The following is a 13,823-nucleotide window of genomic DNA, read 5'->3' on the forward strand; positions in this document are numbered from 1 at the left end:
AAGAAATTATCTTATGAAAACCAAATCAAAAATTCCTCTATTTCCGCTTTTCATTCTACTTTTGTTTGCCAATTTTGAACTTCCTGCACAATTACATTCACTACAAACAAAGAATTTACAGTTAATTTATTTAGGTAAAACACATGAATATATTGTATCTCATTTAGCGCGTTGTTTTGAGAATTCGTTGAGGTTCCATCGTCATCTTTTTAAGTATACTCCAAGTGAAAAATTCACAGTGTTTTTGCAAGACTTCAGTGATTATCATAATGCAGGAGCCACGTCTGTGCCACGTAATTTCATCAAGATGGATCTCGCACCCGCCAATTATGTTTTTGAAACTATACCAGCTAATGAAAGAATGAACTGGACGATGAGTCATGAATTAGTCCATATTGTTACAACCGATCAAACTAGCGGCAGTGACAAGTTTTTTCGTTCACTTTTTTTCGGCAAGGTGTGGCCGTCTGAAGATAATCCGGCTTCAATATTCTATTCTTATCTCACAAGTCCGCGCAACCTTTCTCCACGCTGGTATCATGAAGGCTTAGCTGTTTTTTGGGAGACCTGGATGGCGGGTGGTTTGGGACGGGTGCTCGGCGCTTATGATGAAATGGTGTTCAGGTCCATGGTTCGTGATGGAAGCTATATATATGACGTAGTGGGTTTAGAGTCGGAAGGCACAACCATCGATTTTCAGGTAGCGGCAAACTCCTATCTTTACGGAACCCGGTTCATCAGTTATCTTGCCTATCAGTATGGCCCTGAGAGAGTATTAGAATGGGCTTCTCGAAAAAAAGGCAGCAAGGCCTATTTTGCTTCTCAGTTCAAAAAAGTCTATGGAGTAGGGCTTAACGATGAATGGACTCGCTGGATTAAATGGGAGCGTGAATGGCAGCAAGTCAATCTCGATTCAATCCGCTTAAACCCCACAACGCACTTTCGTCCAATCTCTAAAAGGGCTCTTGGTTCTATTTCGCGTACGTTTTATGATTCAAGCAGCCGAAATCTCTTTGCTGCTGTACGATATCCAGGGCAAGTTGCCCACATCGCTGCTATTGATATCCAAACTGGCGCAATTGATAAAATATGCGATGTAAAAGGTCCTGCTTTATATTATACTTCTTCCCTGGCTTACGATCGAACCGAAGGTTTAATCTTTTATACTACGGATAACAATAGCTGGCGGGATTTGAATGTGGTTGATATCAAAACGGGTAAATCGAAGAGACTTATGCAAGATGTTAGAACCGGCGACTTGACCTTCAATCTGGTGGATAAGTCAATCTGGGGTGTTCGCCACTATAATGGCATATCAACCTTAGTCAGAATCCCGCATCCGTATAAAGAGTGGAACCAGATCTATTCCTTTCCTTATGGAAAAGATATTTTTGATATAGATATTTCACCCGATGGCTCAACGGTTACTGCTGCGCTTGTTGAAATTACTGGCAAGCAAAAGTTGATTAAGATGGATGCCGCTAAATTGATGGGTGGTGAAACAACGTATGAAGTTCTGTTTGATTTCGAGAACAGCTTGCCTGCGAACTTTGTTTTTTCGCCGGATGGCAGGTATCTCTACGGATCGTCTTATTACTCTGGTGTTTCAAATATCTACCGATTTGATTTCGAAGAAGAGGATATGGATATCCTCAGCAATTGTGAATCAGGCTTTTTCAGGCCTGTACCTGTTTCCGAGGATTCGTTAATTGTTATGCGTTATACAGGAGACGGATTTGTCCCGGTTATGATTGCCATCGAGCCACTTGAAAATGTGAGCGCCATTAACTTCTTAGGAAACGAGATTGTGAAAAAGCATCCGATTGTCAAAGACTGGCTTCTCGATCCTCCATCATCAATAAATATTGATTCTTTAACTACATACCACGGCAAGTATAATTCTTTTAGTAATATAGGTCTTACTTCAGCGTACCCCATCGTTGAAGGGTACAAGGATTTTACGGCAATGGGCATGCACTTCAATTATTCGGATTTACTTGGAATTACTGGTTTCGAAATTACTTCATCTTACTCATCAAGTCAAAATTTGCCTAATAACGAAAGGTTACATTTAGGTGTTAAATTTCATCACTTCAATTGGCAATTTAACGCGACCTACAATGGCGCTGATTTCTATGATTTGGCAGGACCAACTAAAACCAGCCGTAAGGGGTATTCTTTGGGTTTACAATATAACAAGAATCTACTATATGACAAGCCCAAGACTTTGGATTTGAGTATTGGTTTAACCAGATATAGCGGTTTAGAAAGACTGCCTGACTTTCAGAACGTAACCGCGACATTTAACAAGCTGTTGTTAGGAAGAGCAAGTTTAGATTACAGCTATGTGCGTAAATCACTTGGCGCTGTAGACGATGAAAAAGGGTTCAAATGGCAGCTTATCTCCCAGGGAAATTATGTTAATTCGGAGATATTTCCTCGAGTTCATATGAACTTAGATTTGGGGTTGCCACTTCCTGTTGGTCATTCTTCTATCTGGTTCAGAAGTTCAATAGGTCACTCTTTTGGAAATGAGGATAATCCATTTGCAAATTACTTTTTCGGTGGTTTCGGTAACAACTGGGTGGATTATTTAACAGAAAAACGGTATAGGGAATATTATAGTTTTCCGGGAGTGGGCCTCAACGAATTTGGCGGAAAAAATTACGCAAAATTTATGATGGAATGGAACTTACCTCCGATAAGATTTCGCCGAGTCGGTTTTACCAGTTTTTATTTAAGGTGGGCGCGCATCGCTCTTTTTTCTTCAGCAATCAGAACAAATCTTGATGGCGTTAAAGCAGGTGACCCCCCACCTCAATTTGGCGCTCAAAGAAGCCTATTAAATTTAGGTGGCCAATTAGATTTTCGCATTGTCATGTTCTCGCGTCTAAAATCCACATTTTCTATTGGATACGCTGCGGCTTTTGAAAAAGACCAGAGTTTGTCCGATGAATTCATGATTTCGCTGAAGATATTGTAACCTAACTTAAAACCTCTCTGGTTTTGTAAACCTGAGAGGTTTTTCTCTTGCCTCCTTTGCTCTAACTCATTACATTACAACCTATGGGCCTATGCGCCCATGTCTAAATGATTAACAATTAACCGGCTAATTTGTTTAACAATTGAACACTCCAATTCAAGATCTACTCCGTATCTCTTTTAGCCTGCTTCCGGTTTTTTTCTTCCTTCTTGGGTTGATTTTAATCGATAGTTATAAACTAGTTAAACTACAAGCTGTTTTAATTTCTATAATCGCAGGCTGTGGCGCTGCCTTGGGCTCATTTCTCATAAACAGTTCTATGCTGGATTTTCTAGCAATAGAATTCAAAACCTATAGCCGCTATTGCGCTCCGATCGTAGAAGAATCCTTAAAAGCTGCATTCCTGATTTATTTGATCCGAAAAAATAAGATGGGCTTTACGGTTGACACCGCCATTCATGGTTTCGCCATTGGCGCGGGATTTGCATTTTTGGAAAATATCTATTACCTGCGGGCGATGTCTGATGCAACACTCATGACCTGGATTATTCGAGGTTTTGGCACTGCGATTATGCATGGCGGAGTAACTGCAATATTCGGCATCATTGCCAAAAGCTTTCACGATCAACAATCTTCAATAAAATATTTTGCGATTTTACCCGCATTCGTTTTAGCAATCGGTATTCATTCACTCTTTAATCATTTCTTTTTAACGCCTTTGCAATCGACGTTATTATTATTATTCGTTTTCCCAATAATAATCAGCTTGGTCTATTCCCAAAGCGAAAAATCAACCCAAAACTGGCTCGGTGTTGGATTCGATACCGACCAGGAATTGCTGGAGTTGATTACTTCTGGGAATCTATCCGAAACGAAAATCGGCCGTTATTTACATTCTTTGCGGGACAAATTCCCGGGTGAAATTGTGGTGGATATGCTGTGTTTTTTACGTATCCATTTGGAATTATCGATACGGGCAAAAGGTATTTTAATGATGCAAGAATCGGGATTCAAACCAGCGCCAGATCCAGAAATAAAAGCAAAGTTCAAAGAATTAAAATATTTGGAAAAAAGTATTGGCCCAATAGGACATCTGGCAATCTTACCATTTATGCATACGAGTAATCGCAATCTCTGGCAGTTACATATGTTGGGAGGTAACAAGTAATTCAAGAATAGGCGGGACAAGACCACGACTCTCGGTCATTCTCATAACGAACTAAGTCGAGCCAAGTAATAATCCCATAGATTTTTTTACATTTAAGTGATTCTTTTGTGTTACCAATCCCTATATCAGCTTTAAATTAGAAAACAATTTGTCACTGTATAGTTTATCATGAAGCTTTATGCATCTGCCTGCGGATTTAGTCCAGAATCCGGGGTATTCTATTATGAATTTCGAAACTTTAAGGACGTATGGCAAATTGCCCAAAAGCGTGCGGGCCTCGAATCATAACATTTTGTATTTGCGTTTTAGTCATTAAAATTTGTTTGAAATTAGGGTTCGGATTTTGAATTTCAAAAATCAAGACAACGGTTTTCGATTCTTCAATTTTTTGACTATTTTTTGGTATTCAGCTTTTCTCCGAACTGAATCAAAACTTTCATCTGCTTCCAAAAAAAGGACATCACCCCAGCTGCAGTCGACTGCTTTACGCAAATACTTGATGGCCTCCTCATAACGATTCGTCAAGGCATTATAGCTGGCAATGTCGTAATAGGCCTGCGCATCACTTCCTTCCCAAATCCAATTGAAGTCAAATCCTTTTTTATCACTAATAAGTTTAAGGGCCTCTTCAGACCACTCTTTGGCCTCACGTTTCATTCCAAGTTTCCAAAAAGCTTTTGCCATTCCCAAATGGCCGCGAACAAAACAGTACCCCATGCCGATTGCCTTGGGGTTTTTGTCAATCAGCCCACAAGCACTTTTATAGTTTTGCAGGGCTTTATCATGGGCTCTGAGATTTAAGTGAATATCTCCGATGCCGCAATAGGTCCACACGACAAATTGATGCTTGTAAAGATGATTCACTTTTTCTAGAATCTCAAGCGCGCGTTCATAACAATCTACAGCCTCATCCAATTGTTGTTGGCGGAAATGAAGATTGCCCATCATCGTTAAAGCACCGATAAATTTTACATCCTCCGATTTGCCCGATTCTTCAATTTCTATTGCTTTTTCCAGGTGCTTATGTGCCTTTGGATATTGTCCATGCAGGATATAAATCCAAGCAAGACTCATATATGGCGGTTGAAAATTTGGCTGTAGTTCATTGTTTCTCTTGTAATGTTGTACTGCTTTGCTATAGCGATTATCCTTATATTCCATGGCTCCTTGAAGTTGGTAAGAACTACCCATAAAATAATGAGCCAAAGGGTTGTCTGGTTCCAACTGCAACGCTTTTTGCCCCGACTGAACCGCTTCCTCCAGACGCTGTTTACGCATGTAGGCGTAGGTCAACCAGAGATAGGTGTCAGCCAGGTCGGGGTCGTATTTTATCGCCTTTTGCAAATGCGATAGGCCGATGTCTAAATCAGTTGGGTCTGTTTTTTCGATAAATCTAAAAATGTGAATGCTGCCCAAACCAGAATAAGCCAAAGCATATTTGGGATCGATTTCGACGGCTTTTTCAAAATACTCTGTTGCCTGCTCAAAACTTTCTTTACCGAATTGAATAAAGAGCTGCTTTCCCTTAGCATAATATTCATATGCTTCCAATTCTATTGTTTCTGGGGTCTCCATTTTATTAACTTCGGAATCAGATACTTCGACTTGCAAGGTCTCCATCAGGTTGGTGATAATCTGATCCTGCAGTTTGAAAATGTCTTCAAGGGTACCGTCAGCTTTTGTCGAACCAATTACATCACCAATCGAAATCTCTGTAAAATGGGCAGTGATGCGAATCTTATTGCCTAATTTTTGGTAACCACCCGATATAATCCATCGCACTTGCAGCTTTTTACCAAGATCTATTATCTTTTCCTGAGTAATCTTTTCCTCAGTAATGGAATTGAGCACCCTTAATAGCTTTTCGCGGCTCACCACTTTTAGTGCAGAGACTTTCTTTAAATCGACCGTAACCGTTTCGGCAATTCCGCTTGATAACCAATCGACGGAGGCATCTTCGGTAATATTGGTAAAATCAACCACGGCGATAGATTTTTCTTCCTGATCAGAGGCGACCATTGGTGTAGGTCCAGCAGCAGGAATTGTGCCCGTTTTCAGGCTTTCTAAATCAGCAATAAGCTCTGCCGCGGTTTGATACCGCTGCTCTAACCTTTTTGCCAGAGCTTTGTTGACAATATTCACCATGACCGGGGAGACGTCTTCCCTAAGGTCAGTCATTGGTTGTGGTTCCTCATTCATAATGGAATATACCACAGCCTGGTCGTAGTGTCCTTTAAAGGGTAATTCTCCCGTCAGCATTTCATAGTATATCACACCCAATGACCATATATCTGAACGATGGTCCAGTTCCGCGCCATGCGTCTGTTCAGGGGACATATAAGCAATGGTGCCCAGCGTAATACCCTCCTTAGTGAGCATGGTTTGGCCTGCTGCTTTGGCCAGGCCGAAATCAACGATTTTAGCCACATCTTTATTGGTTAACATGACATTGGCAGGCTTGATATCCCTGTGAATAATGTCTGCCTCGTGCGCCGCCGCTAAACCCTGCGCAATTTGGATGGCAAGATCAATCACCTCATCAATCTTCAGCGCCCCCTGTTCAATCTTCTTCTTCAACGTCTCGCCATCGTAATAGGCCATGGCGATAAACAATTGAGCCTCATCGGTCTCTCCGATTTCATAAACAGTGCAGATATTGGCATGATCCAACGCCGAGGCTGCTTGCGCTTCATGAATGAAGCGCTGTTTGGCGTCTTCGTCGCGGGTTAATTCGGGTGGCAGAAATTTTAACGCGACAGCTCGTTTAAGCTTGATGTCCTCAGCTTTGTAAACGACACCCATGCCGCCGCCACCTAGTTTTTCGAGAATTTTATAATGTGATATGGTTGTGCCAATCATGTCGAGGTTATCTCAAGATAGTTTTTGAGTTTAGCCAGGAGATATTTCCGGTTCTACGATATTAAATTTTACAAATTCATAAGTCCAAAATCAATGAATTTCTTGATTTTGTTAAGATATTTGGATGGATAGATAATTCTTCAGATTGTGGACATAGTTTCAAATGTGGCCGGATAATAATTGTTAATAAAAAGTGTAAGTAGAATCGTGTGCACTAAATGTCCCAATATGTCCACATTTACCCCTCTTCCTAATAAAAAAGGCTCGTTATATGACGGACTATGAGTCCAACGGACAACCTGCGAACTGCGTATTCGATCCAATGATCAATTAAGAAGAAATTGGCTTATAAAATTATTCCCACCTTCATATCCTTACCTCGCTCCTTTATCATAAAGAAAACGCTTGACATTTATTATCGTTTGATTATGAAATAAAGTATCTATATAATATGACCCAAGACATTCTGATTGGAAGCCGGCTAAAGGTATAGAAAAGGGTAACTATAATAATTAGAAAGGTAGTTCATTGAAAAAAAACAGCTTGTTTTGCACTTTTTACTTTTTACTTTTTTCCTTTATCTTTATAACCTGTCAAAAACAAAATGAGCCGGAAGCAATTTCACTTTCGGGACAACCGCTTTTTCCAATCGAATTAGCAGCCGAAACAGAGGAAAAAAATGAGGGGAATTTAGCAAAGGCGAAGGCGGATTTCGACAAAGATCCGGATAAACAAGAAAATATTATCTGGCTTGGCAGGCGAACCGCTTACCTGTGGCGCTATCGTGACGCAATAAAGATTTATTCCGATGGCATCAAAAAATACCCGGAGAACTACAATCTATACCGTCACCGGGGACATCGCTATATCAGTATTAGAGAATTTGACAAAGCCATTGAAGATTTGGAGAAAGCGAGCCAACTTATCGAAGGTGTTCCGGATGAAATCGAACAAGATGGTCAGCCGAATAAATACGACATTCCAACCAGCACCTCCCATTCCAATATTTGGTATCACCTGGGTTTGGCGTACTATCTCAAGGGTGACTTCGAAAATGCTTTGCACGCTTACCTTGAATGTATGAAATTTTCCAATAATAATGATATGCTTTGTGCGACCAGTGATTGGTTGTATATGACTTACCGTAGGCTTGGAATGGAAAATGAAGCCAAAGATGTTTTGCAGGCGATAACTTCTGAAATGGAAATATTGGAAAATCATTCATACCACAAACGGCTGCTGATGTATAAAGGGATTATCCCGCCGGATTCTGTGCTTAGCACAAAAGACGCTGAGGATCTGGATATCGCAACCCAGGGTTATGGGGTAGGGAATTGGTATTTCTATAACGGAGAAACCGAAGAAGCGATGGATATCTTTAAGAAAGTGGTTGAAGGGACATATTGGGCTGCGTTTGGATATATTGCTGCGGAAGCTGAACTTGCCAGGAAATAGTGCCTGAAATTCTTTAGAACTTAATTAGTGTCTGAACGAAAACAACCTTCTTTCATTCTCACACGTTGTCAGGCTATCCGAGAACCGGTATTGTCACTCTTGCATACTGCCCACTAAAAGCATGCGGGCACAAGTTTAAGTAGGAGTCCATTTTGTGGATGATAAAGTAAAAAGACCCCCGATAAAAACATTCGGGGGTGACATTTTGGGGGTTCTCGGATAGCCTGTTTTTAAACGGGAATCTCCAGCCTGAAATAACGAGATTCCGGATGAGCAGGTTTTCGGTTAGACACTAATACTATTCATTCCCTATCCGAGGCAAAAAAGTTCAGACTAAACCGTTCATTAGCATCAAGCCATCTTTCTTTTGTGAGCAGTCCAGCCGATTGAGCAAGCTCATCAATATCTTGCAAGGAATATTTGTAAGAATTTTCGGTATGTATTGTTTCTCCTTCTTTAAAAGGCACATCCAAATTTATATCTGAAATGTGAACGGTTTGATCGATTTTACTAACCAAATGCATTTCGATGCGGCCTATATTTTCGTTATAGATGGCAAGGTGTTTAAATTCATTTAAATCGAATTCTCCACCTAGTTCCCGATTGATCCGTTCCAGGAGGTTTAGGTTAAACTTAGCCGTAACCCCCAAAGAATCATTATATGCCGCTTCCAATTCCTTTTTGTCTTTCTTTAGATCAATCCCGGCAAGCAACCTGTCTGTTGGATGCATCAATTCTTGAATGCAATGCAAGAAATTTTCCGCATCATGCCTTTGAAAATTACCGATATTAGATCCCAGGAATAAAATGAGCCTGGGTGGTTTTGAGATGGAATGGAGTTTCCGCAAGCCCTTTTGATAAGTGGCATTTATGGCCTGAATATCAAGCCCTGGAAAATCAGCCAATAAATTCAAAGAGCTTTCTTCCAATATGGAAAGTGAAATATCTATAGGAATGTAAAACAGATTTCCGAACCTTTTCAGGAAGGCTTTTATAAGTAAACGGGTTTTTTCCGAGCTGCCACTTCCTAATTCAACCATTGAAATTCTATCAGAAAAAAGAGTGGATATTTCCCCGGATTTTGATTCCAGAATCTCACGCTCGGTTCTGGTGAGATAATATTCATCGAGATCACTGATCTGCTCGAATAATTGAGAGCCTTTCTCATCATAGAAATATTTGCTCAACAGGAATTTTTCTTCGGAAGTCAGTCCCTTTTTCACATCGCTAGCAAAATTGTCGACCTTAATTTCCTCATTAGTGGAAATTAACTGAAATCGATCTTGTTTGGTGATTACTTCCATATAAACTCCCTATTGGTCATTATTTTACTGTGCTTTCAATTCTGAGACCTTTGGGAACCAACCACCGTTCTGCCAATTCAAACAAACCCTGGACAATTAAAGAAAGAATGGCAGCCGGTAGCGCTCCTTGTAATATCAAACCTGTATCAGCCAGGCGAATACCCGTGAGAATCGGTTGGCCATAGCCGGGTGCCCCGATTAAAGCTCCCAACGTTACAAAACCTACTATCATCACAGCTGAAGTTTTAACACCGGCCAGGATTGCACGAGACGCCATGGGCAGCTCAACAAGCCATAGCCTGCTGCGAGATGGTAAACCCAACGCAATTGCCGACTCATTAATATGCAGCGGGATGTCTTTCAAGCCGGTATAGGTATTGCGTACAATTGGCAATAAACCGTAGAGAACCGAAGCTGCGATTGTCGGCGCTGCTCCAATGCCAAGGTCTTTCCTGATTGCAGCTAAAATCGGTATCATAAATACAAGCAGTGCCAGCGCCGGAATAGTTTGAATGATGCCAACATTACCAAGAATAAATTGGCCCAATTTGCGATGACGAGCTGAATAAATCCCCAGGGGTATCGAGATTAAAATAGCAACCGTTAGTGCCAGCAGGACTAAAAGGATATGTGATTTTGTGTTTTGCCAAAATTGATCCCAACGTGTTTGGATTTGTGTGTCGATTTGCAGACCATATGTTTTTTCTAAAAATTCGACTGCGATTTGTTGTTCTGCAATCCGCTCAAGCTTTGCTTTTGCATTCATCCTGACCATTTCAGATTCCAGGATTTTCCCTTCCAGCTTTAAGATTGCATCAATTACTTCCGGCGCTTTTTCAGATAAATCATCACGGTAAAGTAATACGGCATTGTAATTTGGAAACAGGTGCAAATCATCTTGAAGGATTCTTAGGTTATAGTACTTAATGTCTGCATCGGTAGAATAGAGATCGGTGACATGTATGGATTCACTATCCAAAGCACGATAAGCGAGATCATGATCGAGCCCGCGAACATCCTGGTGCTGCAATTGATATCTCAGCTGCAAACTTGGCCATCCATCTTCCCGATCCATAAACTCGTTGGTAAAGCCAAATTTCAGATCGAGATGATTTTTCAAATCGGAAATCTTTTGTATATTCCTTTCCGAAGCGATCTGCTCTTTCATGCCCAAAGCGTATGTGTTGTTAAAACCAAGCGACTTGCTCATTCGGATACCTTGCTCGATTAATGCCAGCCGGATTTCTTCTTCGTTTTTCAATTCCTTACCAGCAAGGATTTCCTGGCTAATTGTACCGGTATATTCCGGGTAAATATCGATTGTTCCCCGGAGAAGAGCATTCCATAGGATTCTCGTCCCGCCAAGTTCCTGGCGATGTATGACAGAAGCGCCGGTATCTATAACCAGACATTTAATAATTTCACCTAAGATTACGGATTCGGTAAATTTCTTAGAGCCGACTTGGATTTTAACGGATTGACTGTACAAGAAATTGTGTGGCAGAAAAATAAAAAAAATAAGAATGGCAATTGGCTTGATGAATTTCAAGAAGTCCCTCCTGCTAGTGCATCAATCGGACTTCGTTGAGCATTGATGAAACGCGTAACAAATTCGTCCGCCGGTGATTGGATCATTTCAGAAAGCGTTCCTCGCTGGATAATGTGGCCTTCTCGCATGAGCATAATCTTATCTCCGAAAAATCCAGCTTCGCCGATATCATGGGTAACCATAACCACTGTTTTGCTTAAAGTCTTAAAGATCTCTCGAAGTTCATTTTGTAATTCTATTCGAGTGATTGGATCCAATGAACCCAGTGGTTCATCCATGAGTAATAAATCCGGGTTGAGCATTAACGCTCGCATCAGGCTAATCCGTTGCTGCTGTCCACCGGAAAGCTCAGTGGGGTAGCGGTGTATAGCAGCTTTGGGAAATTGGGTTAAGCCGAGTAAATCGTCCAGTCTGTTCTTTACTTTTTCATCGGGCCAACCCAGGTAATGGGCCATTATGGTAATATTTTTTTCGGCAGTTAAATGTGGAAACAAACCACCATCCTGGATTACATAGCCCATTTTTTTTCTTAGACCCGGGGCGCTTTCCGGAGTAAGTTTTGTCTTTTCGATATGAACTGTTCCGGTATCTGGCTGGACCAATCCATTCATAATTCGCAACAGCGTAGATTTCCCGCAGCCGCTGGGGCCAATTAATACGGTCGTTTTGTTAGCTTGAATCGAAAGGTTGATTGATTCCAGGGCTGTAACGCCATTATAGGTTTTGCGAATATTGACTAATGAAAGCATGTAATAATGAATTGATCAGAGGTGATAAATGAAGTTATTACGGTATGTCGAATTTATTTAATTGTTCTAAACTTATTGAAATATTAGACGAATGTCAAGATGAGAATAAAAAAAAGAAGCCTGAAATCAGGCTTCTTTTTGATCAATGAAATATGTGTTTATCAATAAAAATTATTCTGTTTTTGCGGCCTCAGCTTGCTGAACTTCCGTCGTGGGTTCTTTGCTTTTTTTACTTCCTTTGGCACTAAAAATTATTTTCAAACCAACAGCAATTAGAATTAGGGGCCAATAATCACTGATAATTTCATCAAAATAGACAATACCAAGGTTATCCAATAAAAATAAGATACCAATACCAATCAATAAAACTCCCCAGAATAAACTTCCAATCTTTTTGGAATTGTTACTCATATTTTTTCTCCCAATTGAGTGTAAGTTAAAAATAAAATAATGACTTTATATCAGACAGCTAATATTAAAAAATGTTTACGTTATATTTTTAAAGATGATTCACCATTAAAGTGTTAAATTAACATATTTTTAATCGATTACCAAATGGTTTGTATATCCTCAAACGAGGTTATATAAAAAAGCCCCGGTTTTTGCCAGGGCTTTTGATAACCATTAATTTTGAAATTTCATTGTTTATTTTAGCAGAGTCATCTTACCTGTTTTGATTTCCGTTTTCTCCTTTAACTTGGCTATTAGTTGATAAAAATAAAGTCCGGAGCTCAATTCCGAGGCGTTGATTTCAATAGTAAGGGCGCTACCGGCTGACACATTATTATTTTCGATAGTAAGTACTTGCCGGCCTAATATATCAAAAATAACAATTCGAACATCCGCATTCGTGGGCAAATCATAACGAATGGTTGTGGAAGGATTAAATGGATTCGGATAATTGCCATGAAGAACAAAGCGATCCGGGATGACAATTGACAAATCTTCTACTCCAACGATTTGTCCCGGGGCATTAGGTGAGGGTGTACTGTTGTCCGTGAAAGTGTTGTTTAAATCCTCGCTAGTTTCGTCTGCACCGGTTACACCATTACCACCGGTTGGAGTTTGATTACCTTCAGTGTAGTCAATACGGTGTGTGGAAAAACCATCAGCAGTATTGTTGATTGGAGCCGGTACCTGGTTGGCAATAGGCGTATCCGGTAAATACATAGTCGAATCTGTACCAGGATCGGGACCATCAATGCTTACGCCAGTCTTATCAACTTGCTCATTGATGCCTCCGTCTCCTTCATCATATATTACGTAATCAATATCAACAACTAAATCACTTAAACCATCCCAGTAAAAAAGAATGGCATCCTCATCACCATTTGAGAATCCACCCTGACCGGCAATGCTTCCAGGAACAGCCTCACGCATATCAGGAACATCATTGCCGAAATTGGTGCCGTCTTCATATAATTCATAGGTAGGCAATACACCATAAACGGCAAAGAACAATGAATCACCGCTTATAGCTATCGTCTGATACTCACCCGGTTGAATCATGGCACCATCAGGAAATCGAGCATTAAAATCCGCAAATGTTCCGCCGCCACCACCGCCTTCAACCAGCTGGTAGTAATAGGTATTGCCAAACTGGAAAGTACTATTGGCAAGGTAATAATAACTCAAATCAACCGCTTCAGAACCGGGATTGTAGATTTCTACAAATTCCCCAGCTGTGGGTCGGGCAACAATTTCTGAGATTAGCAGCTTCTTCGGGGGGGGTGGCGGTTTCTTCCATTGCGCATTT

9 protein-coding genes are annotated in these 13,823 nt (G+C 40.6%); 3 read left to right on the forward strand and 6 right to left on the reverse strand.

Annotation, left to right across the window (positions count from 1 at the left end; all coding sequences use genetic code 11):
* Positions 1 to 13: 13 nt before the first annotated feature.
* Both IIC38_10015 and IIC38_10020 read left to right on the forward strand, forming a co-directional pair.
* Complete coding sequence (locus IIC38_10015) at positions 14 to 2,983, forward strand: hypothetical protein (GenBank protein MCH8126286.1); 2,970 nt, start codon at positions 14 to 16, stop codon at positions 2,981 to 2,983.
* A 142-nt stretch (positions 2,984 to 3,125) separates the two neighbouring features.
* Positions 3,126 to 4,151, forward strand: a complete 1,026-nt coding sequence (locus IIC38_10020; protein ID MCH8126287.1) for a PrsW family intramembrane metalloprotease — start codon at positions 3,126 to 3,128, stop codon at positions 4,149 to 4,151.
* 357 nt (positions 4,152 to 4,508) lie between these two features.
* Here the strand turns inward: IIC38_10020 and IIC38_10025 are convergent, their stop codons facing one another.
* Positions 4,509 to 7,010 (reverse strand): protein kinase, encoded by a 2,502-nt coding sequence (locus IIC38_10025; protein MCH8126288.1) that lies wholly within the window; start codon positions 7,008 to 7,010, stop codon positions 4,509 to 4,511.
* 543 nt (positions 7,011 to 7,553) lie between these two features.
* Between IIC38_10025 and IIC38_10030 the strand changes: the two genes are divergently transcribed.
* Positions 7,554 to 8,465 carry a tetratricopeptide repeat protein gene (locus tag IIC38_10030; protein ID MCH8126289.1) on the forward strand — a complete coding sequence of 304 codons (912 nt, stop codon included), beginning with the start codon at positions 7,554 to 7,556 and terminating at the stop codon, positions 8,463 to 8,465.
* Positions 8,466 to 8,767: 302 nt separating this feature from the next.
* On the opposite strand, the gene egtD is transcribed toward IIC38_10030, so the two are convergent.
* The 5 genes from egtD to IIC38_10055 all read right to left on the reverse strand — a co-directional run.
* Positions 8,768 to 9,769 (reverse strand): L-histidine N(alpha)-methyltransferase, encoded by a 1,002-nt coding sequence (egtD, locus tag IIC38_10035; protein ID MCH8126290.1) that lies wholly within the window; start codon positions 9,767 to 9,769, stop codon positions 8,768 to 8,770.
* A 19-nt stretch (positions 9,770 to 9,788) separates the two neighbouring features.
* On the reverse strand, positions 9,789 to 11,294 hold the full coding sequence (locus tag IIC38_10040) for an ABC transporter permease subunit (protein MCH8126291.1): 1,506 nt from the start codon (positions 11,292 to 11,294) through the stop codon (positions 9,789 to 9,791).
* Positions 11,295 to 11,314: 20 nt separating this feature from the next.
* Complete coding sequence (locus tag IIC38_10045; protein MCH8126292.1) at positions 11,315 to 12,067, reverse strand: ATP-binding cassette domain-containing protein; 753 nt, start codon at positions 12,065 to 12,067, stop codon at positions 11,315 to 11,317.
* A gap of 171 nt (positions 12,068 to 12,238) precedes the next feature.
* Positions 12,239 to 12,478 (reverse strand): hypothetical protein, encoded by a 240-nt coding sequence (locus IIC38_10050; protein MCH8126293.1) that lies wholly within the window; start codon positions 12,476 to 12,478, stop codon positions 12,239 to 12,241.
* 234 nt (positions 12,479 to 12,712) lie between these two features.
* Positions 12,713 to 13,823 (reverse strand): lamin tail domain-containing protein (locus tag IIC38_10055; protein MCH8126294.1); only part of this gene is annotated, 1,111 nt, incomplete at its 5' end.

The organism is candidate division KSB1 bacterium, assembly GCA_022566355.1.
In the GTDB taxonomy this organism is placed as follows: Bacteria; Zhuqueibacterota; JdFR-76; order JdFR-76; family DREG01; genus JADFJB01.